The organism is Bradyrhizobium forestalis, assembly GCF_002795245.1.
GTDB lineage: Bacteria > Pseudomonadota > Alphaproteobacteria > Rhizobiales > Xanthobacteraceae > Bradyrhizobium > Bradyrhizobium forestalis.
In genome coordinates this window covers 27,677-47,407 of the sequence record NZ_PGVG01000015.1, presented here as the reverse complement: position 1 = coordinate 47,407, position 19,731 = coordinate 27,677, and the positions used below count along the sequence as shown (strand labels likewise).

Annotated in this window: 10 protein-coding genes, 2 pseudogenes and 1 riboswitch; of the genes and pseudogenes, 9 read left to right on the top strand and 3 right to left on the bottom strand. The window is 58.3% G+C overall.

Features of this window, described 5'->3' with window-relative positions; translation table 11 throughout:
* Positions 1–53 precede the first annotated feature (53 nt).
* From CVM73_RS19115 to CVM73_RS19105, 3 genes are all read left to right on the top strand, one after another.
* Entirely contained in the window at positions 54–362 is a 309-nt protein-coding gene (locus CVM73_RS19115) for an ATP-binding protein (RefSeq protein WP_245452354.1), read from the top strand.
* Positions 359–964: a response regulator FixJ gene (gene fixJ, locus CVM73_RS19110; protein ID WP_100233452.1), complete on the top strand. Its 606-nt coding sequence runs from the start codon at positions 359–361 to the stop codon at positions 962–964. The genes CVM73_RS19115 and fixJ overlap by 4 nt, the downstream gene beginning before the upstream one ends.
* A 926-nt stretch (positions 965–1,890) precedes the next feature.
* On the top strand, positions 1,891–2,490 hold the full coding sequence (locus CVM73_RS19105) for a hemerythrin domain-containing protein (protein WP_100233451.1): 600 nt from the start codon (positions 1,891–1,893) through the stop codon (positions 2,488–2,490).
* A gap of 1,188 nt (positions 2,491–3,678) precedes the next feature.
* Here CVM73_RS19105 and metE read toward each other — a convergent pair.
* Positions 3,679–6,024, bottom strand: a complete 2,346-nt coding sequence (gene metE, locus CVM73_RS19100; protein ID WP_100233450.1) for a 5-methyltetrahydropteroyltriglutamate--homocysteine S-methyltransferase — start codon at positions 6,022–6,024, stop codon at positions 3,679–3,681.
* Positions 6,025–6,127: 103 nt separating this feature from the next.
* Positions 6,128–6,328, bottom strand: a riboswitch (cobalamin riboswitch).
* Positions 6,329–6,962: 634 nt separating this feature from the next.
* Here metE and CVM73_RS19095 point away from each other — a divergent pair.
* The 6 genes and pseudogenes from CVM73_RS19095 to CVM73_RS19065 all read left to right on the top strand — a co-directional run bounded on the left by CVM73_RS19095 (position 6,963) and on the right by CVM73_RS19065 (position 16,430).
* Complete coding sequence (locus CVM73_RS19095; RefSeq protein WP_245452353.1) at positions 6,963–7,766, top strand: nodulate formation efficiency C protein; 804 nt, start codon at positions 6,963–6,965, stop codon at positions 7,764–7,766.
* Positions 7,767–9,582: 1,816 nt separating this feature from the next.
* Entirely contained in the window at positions 9,583–10,281 is a 699-nt protein-coding gene (locus CVM73_RS19085) for a thermonuclease family protein (RefSeq protein WP_245452370.1), read from the top strand.
* Between the two features lie 52 nt (positions 10,282–10,333).
* Positions 10,334–11,071: a carbonic anhydrase gene (locus tag CVM73_RS19080; protein ID WP_100233447.1), complete on the top strand. Its 738-nt coding sequence runs from the start codon at positions 10,334–10,336 to the stop codon at positions 11,069–11,071.
* A gap of 952 nt (positions 11,072–12,023) precedes the next feature.
* Positions 12,024–12,314, top strand: a complete 291-nt coding sequence (locus CVM73_RS39260) for a hypothetical protein (protein WP_146006623.1) — start codon at positions 12,024–12,026, stop codon at positions 12,312–12,314.
* 213 nt (positions 12,315–12,527) lie between these two features.
* Positions 12,528–13,520, top strand: a complete 993-nt coding sequence (locus CVM73_RS19075) for an acyl-CoA dehydrogenase family protein (RefSeq protein ID WP_245452352.1) — start codon at positions 12,528–12,530, stop codon at positions 13,518–13,520.
* Between the two features lie 2,549 nt (positions 13,521–16,069).
* Positions 16,070–16,430, top strand: a pseudogene (locus CVM73_RS19065) (hypothetical protein).
* Between the two features lie 743 nt (positions 16,431–17,173).
* Here the strand turns inward: CVM73_RS19065 and CVM73_RS19055 are convergent.
* Together CVM73_RS19055 and CVM73_RS19050 are read right to left on the bottom strand one after the other, a co-directional pair.
* Positions 17,174–17,821 carry an FkbM family methyltransferase gene (locus CVM73_RS19055; protein ID WP_100233534.1) on the bottom strand — a complete coding sequence of 216 codons (648 nt, stop codon included), beginning with the start codon at positions 17,819–17,821 and terminating at the stop codon, positions 17,174–17,176.
* Positions 17,822–18,993: 1,172 nt separating this feature from the next.
* Positions 18,994–19,424, bottom strand: a pseudogene (locus CVM73_RS19050) (ATP-binding cassette domain-containing protein); the annotation flags it as partial.
* Positions 19,425–19,731: the final 307 nt, after the last annotated feature.

Genomic DNA, 19,731 nt, shown 5'->3' with positions numbered 1-19,731 from the left:
ACTGCCGCGGCAGCCGCCGCGCTTCCTCTCGTGCTGTCGTGGACAATGTCCAGATGCAGAAGGTCGCGCTGGACCTGATACGCAATGCAATGGAGGCCATGGCTTCCTGCCCGCGCGGCGAAGTTGCTGTCGACAGGTTTACAGTTGCTCATAAGGACCCCGGCATCAGCGCTGATATCGCCGACCGACTGTTCCAGCCCTTTGTCACGACCAAAAGGCATGGCATGGGTGTGGGGCTATCAATCTGCCGGACGATCATCGAGTCACATGGCGGCCATATCGTCGCGCAAGCAAAACCGGGTGGCAGCGCGATCCTTCAGTTCACCGCGCCATTTGTGGAGCTTAGCGAAGGGACAGCATGATTGGGCGGCGCATTCTTGTGATCGACGATGACGCCGCAATGCGGGACTCGCTCGCGTTTCTTCTTGATGTTAACGGTTTCTACGTAGCAACCTATGAGACGGCGACCGCGTTTCTTAATGACGTCGCGAGCGGTCCAGTTGATTGCATTGTGTCGGACATCCGCATGCCGGGTATGAGCGGTCTCGAGCTAGTCGGTAAAGTGAAGGCCAATCGCGTCAACTGCCCCGTCGTCTTAATAACTGGTCATAGCGACGTATCGCTCGCAGTCGAAGCGATGAAAGCGGGTGCGGTCGACTTCCTCGAGAAGCCGTTCGTGGAGGAGGTGCTATTGCGTGCGATCAATAGTGCTTTGGAAGCGCGGCCAACAAAACCAGCCGATGACGCAGCAAAACTCCAGGCGGAAGCCCGCCTCGCGGGCCTCTCGTCGCGCGAGCGTGACGTCCTGCAGGGACTATTAGCCGGCAAGATTAACAAGGTGATCGCCCATGATCTCGGCATCAGTCCCAGGACAGTCGAGGTTTACCGTGCAAACCTCATGGCCAAGACAAGTGTCCGCAGCATGTCCGAGTTGATGCGGATCGCCATTACGGCGGGACTCTAGCACCAGCGCAAATGGCGCGAATGGCTTATTCATGCATTCAAGCTGCGCACTCCAGACCACGAACCGACGGTTTTCAGGCGCACCGCACCGAGCGGGCCATGTTTTCGATGACGGCTACCTATGCAACACACGCTGCTGGTTTCTTGAATCACGACGGCACATGAAGCAGATCAATTACGTCGGCCCACATTTGTGCTCCGATATACAGCAGGTCTGTCACCCCGGAGAACGGGGGCTACGACAGCGTATCGCATGATCATCGAGCGCGTCGACCACGTCGGCCAGCGTACATCGATCGGGATGCCGTCAATATCTGCCTGGTCACCTCCGCGGCCGACCGATGCTGACGGGGATCAGAGCCAAGGCGCCCGAACAAGACTTCCTGCGGCAAGCCGAAAGTGGCGGTGGACGACAACTTTTCGGCTGGCTGGAGCTCTTCACGGGTGCGGCCGTGCGCTTCCGACTGCTTCCATGGACGCGGCCGAGGAAGCCAGCATGCAGCTTTCTAATCCGGTTTGGCCATGTTTGAGCAAAAGGGACCCCGCCGCCCCCATTCAAGACCGCCCTGCTCATGGCACTGACGGGTAAATACTTAAGGACTTCTACCTAGGGAAAACATCCAAATTTTCGAGTTCGTCAGGAGCAGCCAATCTGCGTCCCATCGATGTCCGCAAAATAGGGTCCGCCATGCACGCCCAGCCCGCAAATTTACCGATACCAGCCGTCATCCGACCAGCGTCTTGCGCGGGCAACCTCAACACTTCGGCTAAGTTGATCTGCGCCAGCTCAAATTCAAAGCGCGCTGCGTTTTTGCGTCGAACAGCGCAGAAAATTGCGGCGTAGCGAAGGACACCGAATTCGGCTTGGGCGATCTTGTAAGTGGCAGAAACGCTTCCGGCCTACATTGTGCCTCCAGGAGCACCGGAATGATCATCGACCTTTTGCTTCGAGAGCATCGCAACATTGAGCTGCTTCTGGCCGCTCTTCAACGCGAATTGGAGATTTTTGAGAGAGGGGTTCGTCCCGATTATGAGGTCATTCGCGCGATTATCAGCTATTTCGAGGTTTACCCCGAGCTGTACCATCATCCACAAGAAGACTTGATTTTTTTCAAGCTCAAGGCTCGCGATCCGGATGCAGCTGCAATCGTCGGCGATCTCGCGCTTGAACACCAGGAAGTGGTCGACCGTTTGCACCACTTCGCGCGAGCTATTGACGCCATCCTCGCGGATCGTGAACTCTTTCGGCAAGACGTCGGCGATATCATACGCGACTTTATAGTACGCGAGCGGCGCCACATGATGTGGGAAGAACGAGATTTCTTTCCGGCCGCACTGAAGGCTCTCTCGGCACAGGAATGGACCCAAATCGCTTCCGCCGTCACCGATGATGGAGATCCCCTGTTCAGCGAGACAGCGGCAGCCACTTCCGACGCGCTAAGAGCGCATATTCTGCAATTGGAGCAAGAAGCTGAGGCCGAACGGAGCTCGGTCGCGTTTTCGTCCGCCAAGGCCGGCAACCCGTGACACGGCGCCGAGACGTAGGGGCCGTATTGATCGGCGCCGTCTTACAGCAGGAATTAGACCTCATGCTCATCCTGTCGAAATGAAAATGGGGGTGTTCGCGGGCACGTAGCCTGCCGCACCGCCAAAATGGCTTTCTGCGCACGATGATCGCTTCCGGTGCCAACGGCAGGCTGAGCCTTCCTGAGCCCTGGTTCCGGCACGTTCCACAATGTGATGTCGCAGGTCTGGCAGTTGCGCAGTGACATCGCGCGAAACGGATGCCTCTCATGTCCGCCGCCCCACAACGACGGACGATTTCCGCCGCGCGGGTGGGGCGAAGCACTCACACTCTTTGCCAGCCTGGCACGCTCTGAATGATCCGACCGCGCCGGTTCGACCCACAGCACGCCAATTGCCAGGCACTGCTCGCCCGGGTACGTTTAGCACGAACGGCAAGGCGCTGGACGAGGTCAGGTCTAACTCTGCGCCGAGTCGTGTCGGATCGGAGATCGCCATCATTCAACTGGCCTGTGCTGAGGGCAGGACCACGCTCACGGCTGAGGAGCACCCTGTCGGCACCAGTGCCATCTTCAAGCTCGTGACATCCTCCGCGTGGTTCGCTCATAGACTCTCAAACAGAGGCCCAAGACGAAACCCGACTATCGAGTGGGACTGGTCGACCAAGGACTACCTTAAGCAGGGTTCAAATCAATAGCAACCGCTCATGCATTGTCTACGCTTGCAAGATCCTTGGAGCCGGGTTTTTCGTATCGTCGCGCTGATCGAGCATAAGGTTTCCAAGCAGGAAAGCGCACCGAGTTTGCGGCTCGTCGCTGCGCTGACCGCCCGGCATCACCGTCCCTCGTCGCCGTCGTAATCGTTGCCGACGTGCTCTTGAGCGACAAACCTTGGTGTAACTTTATAAACCTCAGGCTAACGGTCGCATACCACGGCATAATTGAGCTCCGCTGAGCTTGTGCTTCAACTGAGCTCAGATTTTCGGCGAATGTCCTTGCCGTGATCGAACCGGCGGTTGACCTCTCTCCCGATGGAAGTCGGCGCGATGCGTCAGCGTCGCTTCTCCCAGACTTTCGCCCGGCCCGCTAAGCGGGGCCGGGCTTTTTTTGTATTCCCAAGGCTCCATCGATCATCGACAGCGCAAATGACCGCAAGAGGATCCGCTTTGTCGAGAAGCGACCCAAGCCCGGATCAACGGCCTCGCAGATCGAATGCAGCGCGCAGTTGGCGGGCGGCAGCGACCATGTTCGCTAGCGCCGGCCGCACTTCCTCCCATTTGCGCGTTTTCAGGCCGCAGTCCGGATTGACCCAGAGCTGCGAATCCTGGAGCCGGGTCTGAGCCAACGCCATCAGTTCCTTCATTTCGCCCGCCTCGGGAACGCGTGGGGAGTGGATGTCGTACACGCCCGGCCCGATCTGATTTGGATATTCGTAGTTCCTGAACGCGTCGAGTAGTTCCATTTTCGAGCGCGACGTCTCGATCGAGATGACATCTGCGTCCATTGCAGCGATCGCACCGATGATGTCGTTGAACTCCGAGTAGCACATATGTGTATGAATTTGTGTTTCATCGGCGACACCCGATGAGCAGATGCTGAAGCAATCCACGGCCCAGTCGAGATAGGCCGTCCACTCCGATCGACGCAACGGCATTCCTTCGCGCAGTGCGGCTTCGTCGATCTGGATCATTGTCGCACCAGCATTCTCGAGATCGCGGACTTCGTCTCGGATCGCGAGCGCAATCTGGCGGCAGACCTCGCTTCTGGGAATATCATCGCGAACGAAGGACCAGTTCAAGATCGTCACCGGTCCGGTCAACATAGCCTTCATCGGCTTCCTCGTTAGTGATTGCGCGTAGCGCCACCAGTCCACGGTGATAGGCTTCGGCCGCACCACATCGCCAAACAGGATCGGCGGCCTGACGCAGCGCGAGCCGTACGACTGCACCCATCCGTTCCTGGTAAATGCGAAGCCGGCGAGGTGCTCGCCGAAGTACTGCACCATGTCGTTGCGCTCGAACTCGCCGTGCACGAGGACGTCGAGACCGATGTCCTCCTGCCAACGTACGGCGCGCGCAGTCTCCTCCTTGAGGAACCTGTCGTATTGCTCGTCACTTATCGCGCCTCGCGCATGCGCCGCACGGGCATTCCGGACCTCTGTGGTCTGCGGAAACGATCCGATGGTCGTGGTAGGAAAAGCCGGTAGTCCGAAACGATTGCTTTGGATCTCGGCACGACGGGCAAATGGGCTGGCCCGCCGACGCATGGTCTGATCGATCGCTTTCATCCGGACAGCGACATTGGCATCACGGATTTTCGGCGAAGTCCGGCGAACAGTCGCGGCACATTCCGACTCGGCAAGAGCTGGCGCAACATTCTGGTCGCCTGCGAGTGCCCGCGCCAGGATCGCAAGCTCCCGCATCTTCTGGACCGCGAAAGCAAGCCAGCTCTTGACGTCGGAAGCGAGCCCGGTTTCGAGTTCAACATCGACCGGCACATGAAGTAGCGAGCAGGATGGGGCAATCTGTACACGGTCCTTGCCGAGCTTCGCAATCGCAGGTTCGAGCCGCTGGCGCAGCGACGACAAATTCGACCGCCATACATTCCGGCCGTCGACGACACCGAGCGACATGACGAGATCACTTCGGCCGCCAGCGCTGATCTGGTCCAACAACTGTGGCGCTCGAACTAGGTCGAGGTGTAGTCCGGCAACTGGCAGGCTCAACGCGGTGTTCAGATTGTCCCCGAGGTCGCCGAAATAGCTGGCAACTAAGATCTTGATGGCCGGCACCTCCTTGGCGAGCCGATCATAGGCATGTCGCAAAGATTGCCGCCCCCTTTCATCCAGATCAAGAACCAGGCAGGGCTCGTCGAACTGAACCCAATTTGCCCCACGTTTGGCCAATTCCTGCAGAACCTCGATATAGGCCTGTATCAGTTCATCCAGTAGTGAAAGTGGCTGGAACGCAGGATCGGGACTCTTGCCGAGCTTTAGGAATGTGACCGGCCCGATCAGGACAGGGCGGGTTTGGAAGCCAAGGGCCTTGGCTTCCTCATACTCCTCGATCGGCTTGCGAGAGCATAGCCTGAAAGTCTGCCCACTGTGAAACTCCGGGACCATGTAGTGGTAGTTGGTGTCGAACCACTTAGTCATCTCCTGCGCGGGTGCGCCAAATCCGCGCAGTCCGTGACCGCAATTCGCATCCCGATCGTCGCATTGTGATCCGCGGGCCATGGCGAAGTACGTCTTGAGCGAAACGGATTCGGCTTTCGAGGCGTAGATCTCCGGGATGGCGCCAACCATGACACTTGTGTCGAGCACCTGATCATACAGCGAGAAATCGTTCGATGGAATGACTGTGACGCCGATAGATTTCTGTCGAGCCCAGTTCGCGGCACGCAAGCCAGCTGCGTCCTCGAGCAACTGCTGTTCGCTGCTTTTTCCGGCCCAGTAGCTTTCTAGAGCGAGCTTGAGCTCCCGCCTTGGACCGATGCGTGGCGTTCCGAGCGTAGCAACCGGAAGGGAGAGAAGAGACATAGCGTTAACCCCATGTTGGGGGCAAAGGCCATGGCGGACGCAGGCAGGGGAAGTCGCGCGGTGCGACGGCTGCTTGGCGCACCACCGGGACACCCCGCCCGTGGACGAATATATTGTCGGGGCAGGTCTCCTGGCTCGCGGGTCATCGCTTCTGTCCGGCCTTCCCGAAGCCGCGCAGGCTTCAGTGACATCGTTGGACAGCGGCTTGCCGCTCACAGTTGCGGGGGCAGCGCCGGCATTGTCACCGGCTTCCCTCTTAGCTCCGGCAAGTGGAAACCGGAGAACCTCGACGGCTTGGAATATCGGCAAGAGAAGTCTTCCGTCAACCTCTCAGATTATGTCTCAAGCTGAGCTGCGACATCTGCGACGCGAATGACCATGCATCTCTATGGTTCAGATGATGTAGAAGCGCTCTCAATCGGCCATATCGGAATGACCATCGCAGCTGCCCGCGGGCCGCATGGCAGATCGGTGGCAGGGACAAATGCGGCTTGCGCAGTCGGGACTGCTGCCTCGAGCCGAACGCATCTGTTGCGAGTCCCGGCTTCCGATGGCAACGATACCGAACTAAACGGTCGCGTGACGAGGATGCATAAGCCGCGCTGGATAGCGCTGAACGGAAACATCGAGACATGGGCCAGTCGGAAAGTCGACAAAGAGAACACAAAAGCGGTGTGAATTGCAGTCCATTACCTGGCACGAAGGATGCAAGTCTTCGGCATACCCAGTCTTCTCCTTCTGGGCATGTCCAGCACAGCAAATTGAGGCTGTCGCCGGCAGCGAAGTTAGCGGCGCGTGACATAGAGGGGAGCCCTGCTCGCACGGGACACCATCGCTCTCCCCGTCGCGTCGCCGCTAACTTCTTGCGCTCGCGCATACTGGTTGAAGGTTGCTCGCTTTAGAACGACGTGTGGATGAAACCAGATAGGCCGACAGTTATGAGAAACATCTCTGGAAGACGCGCGTTATGGTTTTGTCTTGGTCAATGCCTGATCTACCTGGCCGGGTTGGCTCCGACGAGCAACGGTGTTCGCGCCAACGAGAGCCCCCTTATCGAACGATTCAAGTCAACGTGGCGAGCGCAAGACGGCGAGACAATAGAACAAATTGTCTCCAACGTCTCGAAGGTGGCACAGTTCGTCCCTCGAATGTGGGGCCTCGCTGAACTTGATCAAGATGACCATGTGTTCGTTTCGTGGACTAGGCACCGGGATGATACATCAGGCGAACAGAATGTTATCACCTGGAAGATCGCGCACGACGGAACCTTTCAACTTGCGTCGACCTATGCGAAGCCGATGGAATTGGGCTGGCGCGCCCTGGCGCTCTCGTTGATCGCCAGTGAAGTCAAGGATGGCGAAAGGGACGCAAATCTTCGCTTTTTGCATGATCCGAGCAATTTCAACTTTGTGACGACCACGCAAGGCCGGCTCGGCGATCTTCTGCGGCAGGGCCGCTGCACTATCGTTGAACCTGTTGGAGTGGACTACTTGCCGAAGCAGAATGACAAACCGACCGAGAAAGGTGATCTGTGGCGCGTTTTGCTTTTAGTGAACTGCGATATCGCAGGACCCCGTTTTTTTACACACAACGGGGTCATCACTTTCGAGAAGAGCGAAGGGCAAGATTGGAAGCCGCAATCCTCCTTTGCCAAGCGTATCGCGGCCTTTCCTCCTGGCTCCTGGTTCGCTCGCATAGAGCCAAAGGATCGGGAAGAGCAAGGCGACGAAAGCCCTCGGTAAAATGGTCGCGCAGAGCAAGATCGCGCCGTAGCTCCTTTTACCGCCGAACGCCTCTGAACAACTGCAAGACATATCAGCTCTAAAATGTCGGTGTTTGCGCCTTCAACAGTCTCGAGATTTTTCCCGCAGCTTTCAGCTCGTCAGGAAAAAATCGGACAGCAAGATTACCACCGCCTCCTTCTGCGAGTAGTCGAGTGCAGCGGCACGTGCCAGCTGGCGAGATTTGGCCTCCGGGGCACCGAGGCAGTGGGAGGACACCAATCCGCGAGGGAACCAGCTCTCCATGCCAGTCTTCAAGGGACCGGGCCTGGAGATGCCTCGGGCCCAAGCCCGATCCGGCGTGCGCGCCGCGCATCGCGCGACTGACTGGCACCCGCAAGAGCGTGAGCGTGCCGACGCCGAGGCGGCACGCGAGATCGAGTGCTGCGACGAAGCGCGTTAAGACGGTAATGGGGCAGCGTTAGCGGCCCGGCACGCCCCCTGAGCACCGGCGAGTGACCCCGGCGAGGAACCCGGCGCCGTGCGCCAGGTATCGAGGACCGAACTGGGTCGGTGCTAGATTTCCTCGCGCGCATTCGTCTGCGCGTCATAGATCCGGATTTGAAGCGTGGGAAAACGCTTCTTTAGTTCTGCTCCGCCTGCCCTGGCGCCGTCTCTGGTTGCGAATTCGGCTCTGAGTCGGCCATCTACTTCAAGCGCGTAAGAAGAGACTGGCAATTCCCGGGGGGCAGCCATTTCATTCTCATTCTGTAGTGAGGTCATTGAGAATGATTTGTAGCTTGAGTCGGCTAAACCGCACCAGAGCTAGCTGCCCGAGTGCCGCAACGGGGGCAACCATGTTGTGGATTGAGGCTTCGCACAGGATGGCACTCGCGATCGTCCGAACACGGGGCGGCTCACCCCTCGCCCAGTGCGTATACGACGAAGCCGCGGAGGTTGCCGCTCCAAATTTCCGTGGCGCAAAACGCACGCCCTCACGCCGGGCTTGCTAGATAACTCTCCGCATGTGATCGCGGTGAAGCATACTACGAGAGAGCGGCCGCCAGTCGCGCCGCCTGGGCCATGACAATCCGGTCCTTGTACGAACGCGGCGATGGCACCACGAACGATTATGGTGCAGCGCAGACATGCGAAAAGCCTCAATGCAATTGGCATCAACGATCACCCGGCTGACTCTCCGAAAGAGGGCTCCGGGTTTGGCGCGGTTTGCGCAAAACGATACCGATTCATTTTACGCAGCGGGTGTTGAGCTGAACTCCGTCGCGCCTTTGTCCAGATCTCAGAGGAAGCGAGACCAGATTTCTCTTCGGAGATCAATATTTTCCTGACAAGAATTGACGGCGAAATGTCATCGCCGTCGCTGAAACCATCGGGGCCTTGCCGATGGTGGTTGCCACAAAGCTAGCCAAGTTGCTCCTCCCCCGCCTGACTTCCACTCGTCTGTCAAGATTCACAGGCGACTTTTGTTCTTCAAGCGCGTGAGAAACAGCGTTCCGAGGTTCGGTTTTCTCTCACATACCGAGTTCGCAGCTGAGCGATGGGGATCTCCTCCTCAGGTCGAGAGGGTGCAGTGCGCGCTCAGAGAGAGAGAGAGAGAGAGAGAGAGAGAGAGAGAGAGAGAGAGAGAGAGACCGGCGAGCCTCGAAGGATGCCGCGACACGCACACCGGAAGAAATCGCTTGAACCTCACGCAGCGTCAGGTCGTAGCTTGGAAATGACGGCCACGCTTTCCTAGAGCAAACGTCCAAAGATGCCGGCCGAATAACGTACGTAGTGTTTAAGCAGTCGAACGTGGCGCGCCGGATCGTGCGTGAACATGGATCAAGAGCGGGAGATTATTGTGGGGATGAAACAGCGCGTAATGATGGTCGCATTGTTCGCTGTCATCACATCTCCGGTCTGCGCGGCGAAGCTCAGCGGCCCTGCCCGCATCCTCGACGGCAATACGATCGAGATCGAGCAATCCAAGCTTCGGCTCTCAGGCATCGAAGCTCCTGAAACTGACCAGATTTGCCTCGACGCCCACGGTCGGAAATGGGCTTGCGGCATAGCTGCTCGCGACGAGCTGATCAAGCATTCAAACGGACGAACGTGGGATTGTCATATCACAGGAGGTGATGAATACGGCAGGTCGCGCGGCAGTTGCTTCATAGAAGGCGAGGACGTGAACGCCTGGATGGTACGCTCCGGTTGGGCACTCTCCTCGGGTCCGTACGTCATCTATGAAGTTGTGGCGAGCAAAACCTGCGCGGGGCTGTGGTCGGGGGCGTTCATCGCCCCCTGGGACTGGCGTCGCCGCAATAAGGGGACGATCATCATCGGCGCGAGCTCGGTTCCGATCGACGCTCGGGAACTCCTGCTCGGATCCGCGCTGCTATCGGACCCGCCCTCGCCCGAGTGTGTGATAAAAGGTACTCTGGGCAGCAATGGCGATCGCATTTATCACCTGCGCGGGCAACTCAGTTACGAACAAATCGACATGACGAAGCCCGGTGAACGCTGGCTCTGCAGCTAAGCGGAAGCCGAAGCCACCGGGTGGCGTAAAGCGGCGCGATGAGGTGAGATGCATGAAGGCAGGCCATTCTCCGACCTACCTGGCCAAGACCGCGCTTTCGCGTCGCTCGCTGTTGCTGTTCGCTGCTTCGGCGGTTTGCCTACGGTTTAGCAACAACATTGTCGATGCGAAGGAAGCAACAGCGCCGCCCAAGCCCAATAACCTGATCTCGCCGGAGGCTGCCCTGAAGCGGCTGATGGAAGGGAACGATGGCTATGTCCAGGGCGTATCACGACGCGACGATTTCAAGCGCGAGCGTCAGGTTTTGGTGGATGGGCAAAATCCATATGCCGCGGTTCTGAGCTGCGCCGATTCTCGCGTGGCGCCTGAACTTGTCTTCGGCAGCGGACTTGGTGATCTGTTTGTCTGCCGCCTCGCTGGTAACTTCGTCAACGATGACACGCTCGCCAGTATGGAATATGCGGTGGCCGTGCTGAACACGCCGCTGATCCTGGTACTTGGCCACGACCATTGCGGTGCGATAGACGCCACGATCAAGTCGCTCCACGACAATAAGCCGCCGCCGGGGCACATTTCATCCCTGGTCGCTGCGCTTGCGCCAGCGGTAGAAGTCTCTCGCCAGCAAACCGGTGACACGTCCGCCGAAGCAACCCGACAAAATGTAATCGACAATGTCAACAAACTCAAATCGACGGGGCCGATTCTGAACGCGGCAGTCGAGCAGAACAGACTGAAGGTCGTTGGGGGTCTGTATCGGCTCGACACCGGCAGAGTCGATTTGCTGAGCTGACGCTGGCACCTTCGCGCTGCCGGACAGTCGTTTGCCGCCTGATACAGGGCTTCGGTCGAGTTCCGCGCAATTCGCTCGCGCATCGGCTGCATCAAATGCACCGAATACAATCCGCTCCACAATTTGTCATAGCTTCGGGAAGACCCTTGGTATGCGCGGCCTCTTAATCTCCTCGTATTCTACGTCCTCATGTGGGCACGCGAGGCCAGCACCAAGAGACTCTCATACCGCCGCGCAACAGTATTCATGCCTGGACGCAGATGCGCTAGGCCGACGGAGGTAGTTCAAGCGGCAGATCGGGTGCGAGGCATGCGGGGTCTGAGCTCCTCGGCCTTCGGAGCATGCGACCAACTTCCGGTAGATTCTCACCCGCGATCCGGGAGGCCACCTATGGCCCCTGCTCATGATCAGCAGGCTCAGCCAGGTCCGAAGATCATAGAGTGCAAAATTACAACCACGACGACTGCCTAGCCGACCGATGTAAAGAAAAGCTCTATTCGCGTCGGCATCAGACGGACCTCTCCTGCTCAGCCATTTGGAAAACCGCCAGTGTAGCAAAAGCAGCCTCGTTGCATCTATCTCGGGCCTGTACCTTGGATCAGCATAAACAGAAGGTTGTCGGAGGTCGGAGCGGGCCTGAAACTGCAGGAGGTAAGCCGAGCCCGACTGGTTCGCGGTCGAGCTCCACTTCAGTCGTTCTCCTTCTGCCGTGTTCGGTTGATGACGTCTTGTGCCTGGGATCAGACACGGGAGGCGCGAGCATCCTGCTGGCGCGGCAGGGGTCTCGCTCGATTCAGACACGGCCGGCAGACCATCATTGATGGCACATCGATTGCTGGGGACATGTAAACGAGCCGCAGGCTTGGGCGCCTCGCGGTCGCCAAGTCAGGAATTCACAGCATGCTTCGAGCCGGCCGGCACCAATTGTGACAAATCGTCCGTTGGAGACGACATGACAAAACGAGCGCTGCTTTCAACCGTCGGAGACATAGTGCAGCAGAGGCGGATCGATCTCGCCACCGCATATCGGCTGCTTTGCCGCTTCAGCCTCAAAGACAGCATCGACAGCGATATGTCGGTCAGCCTTCCCAGCGCTCAAGACCTTTCTTTGAGCCAGCCTTTTTGGAGGCAACCGCCTGCAATCGCATCACAGTCGATATCAACTGCGACAGTTTCAACGATCCCTTCCGACTGGGTTTCAATCCGGCCGGCCTCGCCATGCGCGCGCAATCCAAATCAATGAAGCGCGGCGTCGATCGGCTCAAGGCACCGAGGACAGCTTATGAACGCTTCACCAGAGAAGATCACTTCAGAAACCGAAGGTACGGCTGCGACCTGGGACAATCTGTCGCCGCTGCTGGTCGATATCCGCGCGCGTCGAAACGAGTTCGCCCGCGCGCAAAAGATTCCAGACGACATCATCGAAGGCTTCAAGCGCGTTGGCGTCTATCGGGCTTTGGCCGCCAGGCGGTTCGGCGGCGAGGAGCGAACGCCGGCCGATTTTTGTCGCCTGATCGAGCAAATTTCCGAAGCCGACGGCTCCGCCGGTTGGGTCGCTAGCTTCGGCGATGGGGCTCGCTACCTCGCAGCTCTGCCGGACGACACGCTTCGCGAGGTATACGCGAACGGACCTGACGTGGTGTTGGCAGGTGCGCTTTTCCCCCTTCAGCCCGCCAGGCGAAGCACTGACGGGTTTGTCGTGAACGGCGTGTGGCCATTCGCCAGCGGCTCACCGGGCGCGGATCTGATAGGCGTTGGCATCACTGTGGAAGACGATCCGACCGGTGGCCTTGCGCGTGTAGCCGTGATGCCGGCCGAGAAGGTGACAATCCGGCCCAATTGGGACGTCATTGGCCTGCAAGGCACCGGCAGCCACGACGTCGTTGTCAACGATGTCATTGTGCCGGAGGAATGGACCTTGATCCGCGGCGGTCCGCCGACGCTCGACGCGCCGGTCTATCGATATCCGTCCGTGACTTTCGCCGCGCAGGCGCATGCGATTGTCGGCGTCGGTATTGCGCGCTCCGCGCTGGACGAGGTGATCGCCATGGCCGGAAGCCGCGCCTCAATCACGGGAGCGCCCGTGATGGCAGAGCGCGGCTATGTCCAACTGGAGATGGCCAGAGCCGAAGCCATGCTGCGTTCCGCCCGTGCCTTCTTCTATGAGGCCACCGAGGAGCTGTGGAAGGAAGCGCTCAAAGGTGCCGTAACCCCGAACAGGGCGACGCTGATGCGGCTCGCCGCGACGAACGCCGCGCGGCAGAGCGCTGAGGTCTGCAACGTTGCGAGCGGTCTCGCTGGAAGTGCGTCGCTCTATACCACCAGCAATCTGGCACGCGCCATGTGCGACAGCTTCGTGGTTGCCCAGCACGCAGCTTTAAACGAGGGAACGCTTCAGAGCGCCGGCCGTCTCCTGCTCGGAAGTGCAGCACAGCCGGGATTTCCATGAACTGGTTCTTCACGTTCCGCACACCCCGCGGCAGGATTGCCGGACGCGCGATATGATGCTGTTCGCAGCTACAGGACCTAGTCGCCTGCCGACCTTATTTTAAAGGACAAGAGAGAGAGAGAGAGAGAGAGAGAGAGACCCTTGCAGTCAGGCGCTTCTCAAAAACACCACTTCATATCCGTGGGGCATCCCTCCCCATCGCAAACGCGCTCTCATAGGTCTCTACGCCCCCGCCTCGATCATTGTCATCTCGAGCACAATCCACTTGCATTTCGGCACGACAGCCGGCGGTTCAACTCACGAACCTTCCAAGCCCGGCTTCCTTTTTTGATGTCGCGCTCCATGCGCAGCCGTTCGTTCTCCTGTCGCAGGCGGGCGATCTCCGAAGCCCGGTGCGCCTGCTTAGGCGTCGCCCTGCGCGGGCGCCACGCCGCTGATGCCAGCTCCTGCCGGAGCTTATCCACCCAGCGTCGCTGCACCGAGTCGCCCAAGACCGACTTCCTTCGACCGTTCCGATCGATCGACCGCTCGATACCCGCCAGTGCAACGGCCTAGCGCTAAAATCCTCTGTGAACGATCTACGTTGACGTGCTGGCATTCGCATCTCTAGGCTTTCTGACGCTATTACAGGTGTCCACTCATTCGGAGGAGGTTCGCGGGACTCTGGCTGAGTTTTCAGGAGGGCGAACAGCATTCGCCCGTTTGCAAAATTGATTGGGACACCGAAGCGCGGCGGACCCGATGCAGCGCGAGTCTTTGCTGCAAGATCAGAGGCCGCGCGTCAAAACGCCCTGGTCGTCGATATCGCGTTCTCCTCAAGTTGACGCCCGATCTTTTCGCGTTGCCCAACGTCCTGGCTACAATCAAGTTGCTTAATGAGCATCTGCTTTCGGGCGAGCAGATTTGTGATGACTGTCGTTATGTGATCTCCGTTATAGCTCACGACCAATCGCGGGATGTTGCCTTTTCTTAGCGTTGAACCAATACTTCTGTTTGCCGCGACTAAGAGCTCGCGATGCCCAGAAATCAATTCGATGAACCTGACCGCTCGGGCTCACGGCCGGTGCAAAACGCAGCAGCCACGCAGCAAATACACCGTAGATAGGACCCACCCGCCGCATACCGATCTCGCTTGTGGAAGTCGGGCGCCATTCGCCAGCGTCTCCTTTGTGCGCATTCGACGCGAAGAACGCAACAATATTGCATCACACAAAATATGACGTGCAATGTGCCTTGAGCGCTCACGTGTACAAGCCCATTCAAAATAGAATCACGCACCTCGACCGCTGGCGGTTTCCTCAGCTGCCTGTGAGAGATCGGCGGCTTGAATTTTATACGGATGAGCTAAAAGGCCTTGAATCGCACGTGGCGTCACGTTGTACCATTGCTAAGTTGCTGACGAGGATGCCCGGCAAATCGGACCGGCCCGCTGTTTGCTGCCATCGGTGAGACGATGATACCAATGCGGTCGATGTGTGTACGGCAATGGGCGACACGGCCCCAATCCCCGTCTGCCAGGTCTGGCGGACGGGGTCCCAGTCCTCGCATGCGAACAACAACGTACTTCGTCCAAGCCCAGGGGGTACTGGGTTGCTGCGCTTGGCGGCCGGGCACGTCGGCGCCGTTCGAACAGCCGAGGATCGTCTCTGTTGGGCGCCGCTCATTTAATCGCAATGGCTTTGAAGATACGCAAAACAAGGGACAATACGCCCTTCAAGGTTTGTGCGAGCAAGTGTTGAGCCGCATTCCATCAATATGGTCTGATTGATAGGAAACGACGCCAGATCTCTCCATTCATTGATCCTTCCTTAATTCGAATTTGCGGTGAACGTTTTGCCGCAAGAACCGTCGGCAGCTCTCTCCCTCTGTCGGCGACTGACTTCGGCCCGGCCATCGAAACGAGGCCGGGCCTTTTTTTGCCACTGATGAGCGACAGTTTGGAAGTGTTCCGGCCCGCGATCTCTGATGATTGCGAACGGTTAGTAAGCGATTGATCGGGAAGATAGTTCGTCGCATGCTGAAATCGATCGATCCGATCCTAACGCCCGAGCCGCTCTGTCTACTTGCCTCCATGGCTATGGCGGCGACCTCGTGGCCGTCGACGCCAACCACCCGGCCAACCGCATCGCCGCCACGGCTCTACTCGGAGCGCCTGATTCAGCTGACGGGCATGAGTTAGAGAGGACCGTCCGCGCCATACTACGCTCCATCCGCTCGACGATCTCGTCGATCCGTGCGCGTGACGATGCCCGTCGACGATCCCGACCGTTTGCCCGGACGCAAGCGCATCGTGCTGGTCGAGATTGAACGCTCGGTCGGCCGTCCCACATACGCGCACGGTGTGTGTCTTCAGTCGCGGCAAGCTCTCGCGTCCGGATTTTCTCTCGCTGCAGCTTCGGCGTCGTGCAGGTGGGTGACACCGGGGATATGCGTGCTTTCTGATCAAGAAGGGCGTGATCAGCGAAAAGAAAACTTCTGCGCAAGATTACGCAGAACTCTGCACCCACATTTGAATAGCCTCCGCGCAACCGACCGACTATTATCGATCCATGTCTCGCCTTGTTTGTCTAGCTGCTACTATCATGCTGTCGCTGCTGCCGGTCGTCGCGAACGCTGCGCCAATTCAAAAGCGGCCCAAGCCGGTCTGGCAAGGTTACGGCTTCTTGCCCGGCTATCGCCAGCCGCTGAGCAACAGCATTCCGCTCTACAAACAGAAGGACGCGATGCGCCGGCCCTCGCGTGCCGACCAGCGCCACTGGTATATTGACCCGGTTCCTCAGTATTACGGTTGGGATGGCGAGTGGCACTATTTCGGCCACCCCGGGTTCCGGGGCGGCCGCTACAACGGCGGCAGTTTCGGGCCGTGCTGGACCCCGGACGCCGATCGGGCCGATCTGGAATTGTGGGTGATCGGGCGACGCGGCTAGGAGAAACTTCGCGCCATCGCGCCGGGATTACGTCGAGGCGTTTAATGACGTCCTCGCAGATCTTCGCCATCGCGCCGCAGCCGCACGGGCAGAACGTCCTCGCAGATTCGATGGTCAGCTCTGCCTGCGGCAAATGAGCAGGCAAGTAACCCCGATTGCGGTGACGATCTTGATCCGATCCGGCGCGAGATCGGCCGCCACCTCCTCCTGCGCTTCGTCCCGGACGCCTTGCGGGACAATCGGCTGCTGGAGTTATGCCGGCCGCCACACAGCGACCTAATCTGGAATGAACACATACTTTAGCTCACGCCAGCGCGTGCTGAAATCCGCCCATCTTGCGGAACTAGGAGAACTGATGCAATTTCTTTCGCATTTGATCGAAGCAGTGCACCGGCTTCCTAGAGGGCCAGCCCATACAAAAGCGGTTCAAGAAGATTCAACGCTTCGAGCATCGGCTGGCAATGTTGATTCAAGCGTCTGAAACGGCTCGGGCTGCTGACCGCGAAGTCGTCGCTCGTGCCGGCCCGCTAAATAAATGATTGCGAGAAACCCGCCACCCCGCCCGACGGCCGACGTCGTGCGCGGGGTCTGCAATGGCAACCGGAAACCGGAGCGCCCGTCCGGCTGATATCCGCTCGAATGATCACCCATTCTGCAGCTTTGGGCGTCATAAGCGCGCTGATCAGGTTTTGCAGCGATGTAAGAGGCGTCCTATATGATTAGCCACTAGAAGCGCGTATTTTTGAGCAATACATCACCCTCTACTGCGCGGGGAAAGTGGGCCTCCACTTCGAATGATGGCAATAGGTCAAGAATGGCTTGCAGGGACAACTGCCCTTCGTAGAGCTCGCGGTCGCTATATTCCGTGTAGACAAAGCGCGTGTTGCTCAAGGTCTGCATGCCTCCAGCGATAACATCGGCTTCAGCTCCCTGGACATCCATCCAGATGAAATCCACTGTATTCAGATTGGCTTCGCTGCACCAGTCGTCCAGCCGCCGCGTTTCAACCGAGACAGGGCGATCGAACCGAACCCAATCATACTCAGTAAGATGATTCTTCGGCCGGCGTATTGAGCCGGAGAGGTCCCATTCCTTCGCATCACCATCTGCATTGCTTGGATGGAAGTCGATCATCCCGTTTCGATCACTGATCGCGATTTCAAGCAGCTTCACCTTAGAAAGCGATGGGCCCAGCTTCTTCTTGAAGCGCGCAATCGCTCTGGGGTCCGGCTCAAAGCAGTAGAGATTAGCTTGCGGGCAGAGGTTGAGAAACTGTTGCGTATCGGTCCCGTCATTGCAGCCGATATCCAGGATGACGGGATTCGGCTTTTGAAGAAGTGAAACAATGTGCTGGTGTACTTCGACAGAGGACACAGGTGCTTTTTCCATTTGGCGCGAAGATCCGATGAATTTCGTCTTTGACGCAGCAATCACACGCCAGACGCGCCGGCACAACGTATATCAATGTATATGATTCATGTACCCGTCGGTCCCCTTGATCCATGGCAGCTATTTGGATGCCATCAACATCAAAAGGGTAGCCTGTCGGAAGGGGGGCGCAGCGACTACCCTGCAACGCAAATTGCCGCTCGGTGTCGGGAGACACCGCCAACTGTGAGCCAGAATGGTCGTCTCAGGTCCGCCTTTAGGAGCGGCGGAAAGATCGGCTTCGTGCGAATGTCAGTCGTCGCCTATTCTCTCTAAAGCGTGCCAGCCAGACTGATCTCTCGTGCGCACCAATAGCCAATCACCTCGATCACAGTTGCGACAGGCGAGATGTGCTCTGCCGACTAACCGCTGCCATCACAGATCGCTGGCGCAATGTGTGAACCACTCCAGTCCTCGGAATCAGCTGCTCTTCGGAAGACCGTACGCGGTCAAGCATCGACGCACGCGTTGCCGGGCGCAAGCAAAACACTGCACGGCGGTCGCCGCGGATCTCTTCGACTTCTGGCAGCACACCTTGCGGCGGATCTCCGGAAACCAAAGCTGGGCGAGGCGATCCGCTATGCCGTCTCTCGGCGCGCCATCTTCGAACGCTTCCCACCGACGGCCGCGTCGAGCTCGACTCCACCATCGTCGAACGCCCCATCAGCTACAACAATTCAAAAAAGCTCTTCGCGGGCAGCGACGGCGGCGACAAACGTTGGCAGCCATCGCAACGCTGCCGCACAACGGAAATGACAATGTCCATCCATTCGCCTATATTCAGATACTTCAGCGTATTGCCAACGGCTTACCCTGGAACGAAATCGACGCGCTTATGCCATGGGACCACGCCGTCTGACGGCCTCAGCTTGCCGCTGGCGTAGTTCACCTCGAGATTTCACATGCGTTATGGTTGATTTCGCGCACGCTCTCCCGATGCTTGCCATCGTCGGTCATCAGGCGTGGTCGTTGTTGAGCTGCCGATCTCGCTCCGTCACACGACCGTGGTATACACTTTTCGAACGTCGATCAGCAGGGTCAGTCTGAGAGGATAAGCTCTCCGCGATTCCGCCCAATTTTGCGATAAGCCATCATCTGCAACTTTAGGGCCGCTCGGTTTACGTCTGCCACAAGCGCGCATAAGCGCTTTCAGCCAGCAGATCTGTCTGTCTGCCCTCCGCAACGATCCGGCCCCTTGTCTAAGACGACGATCTTGTCGGCACCACAGATGGTGCTGAGTCGGTGAGAGATCACCACGATCGTCTTACCGGCCCGACGCAAACTTCTCAAGGAGCCAGTGCACAGTGGCTTCGGCAACCGAGTCAAGGGAGGCGGTCGGCTCGTCCAAGATTAGGATTTCCGGATTCCGATATAGAGCTCGTGCTAACGAAAGGCGCTGCTTCTCGCCACCAGACAATTTTACGCCATTTTCGCCCAGGTAGGTTTGGAAACCACCGGGCCAATGCTCGATTACCTCCCGCAGCCCAGTTTGATCGCAAATTTTCATAATCCTATCGATCTTAGGCTCGAATCCACAAAGTGCGATGTTACAGGATACCCAAGCCCACTCTTTGCGCATATGATCGTCGAGGGTGTGCTGCTCCACGCCTCAAATTTCGTGCCAGCCGCTCAGGACAGCGGCAACGTGTGTGAGTGAAGTAGGAAGACCCGCTCCATTAGGTCGCAACACGACTAGCCTCGGACGTGGACTCATTAACGCGCAGCCACAGCCTGATTGATGCAAGTTGGACGAATGCGAGGTAGTTGGCGGCGAGTTTGTCATAGCGCGTTGCCACGCGCCGGCTTGTCTATTTCCTCGCATTGGCAGTGGAACAATATGTCATGGTTCGATTCGG

What these genes read in the sequence shown, in the direction of transcription:
- CVM73_RS19115 (WP_245452354.1), top strand. Translation starts at nt 54, where the DNA reads ATGCAGAAGGTCGCGCTGGACCTGATACGCAATGCAATGGAGGCCATG.
- fixJ (WP_100233452.1), top strand. Translation starts at nt 359, where the DNA reads ATGATTGGGCGGCGCATTCTTGTGATCGACGATGACGCCGCAATGCGG.
- CVM73_RS19105 (WP_100233451.1), top strand. Translation starts at nt 1,891, where the DNA reads ATGATCATCGACCTTTTGCTTCGAGAGCATCGCAACATTGAGCTGCTT.
- metE (WP_100233450.1), bottom strand. Translation starts at nt 6,024, where the DNA reads ATGTCTCTTCTCTCCCTTCCGGTTGCTACGCTCGGAACGCCACGCATC.
- CVM73_RS19095 (WP_245452353.1), top strand. Translation starts at nt 6,963, where the DNA reads ATGAGAAACATCTCTGGAAGACGCGCGTTATGGTTTTGTCTTGGTCAA.
- CVM73_RS19085 (WP_245452370.1), top strand. Translation starts at nt 9,583, where the DNA reads ATGGATCAAGAGCGGGAGATTATTGTGGGGATGAAACAGCGCGTAATG.
- CVM73_RS19080 (WP_100233447.1), top strand. Translation starts at nt 10,334, where the DNA reads ATGAAGGCAGGCCATTCTCCGACCTACCTGGCCAAGACCGCGCTTTCG.
- CVM73_RS39260 (WP_146006623.1), top strand. Translation starts at nt 12,024, where the DNA reads ATGACAAAACGAGCGCTGCTTTCAACCGTCGGAGACATAGTGCAGCAG.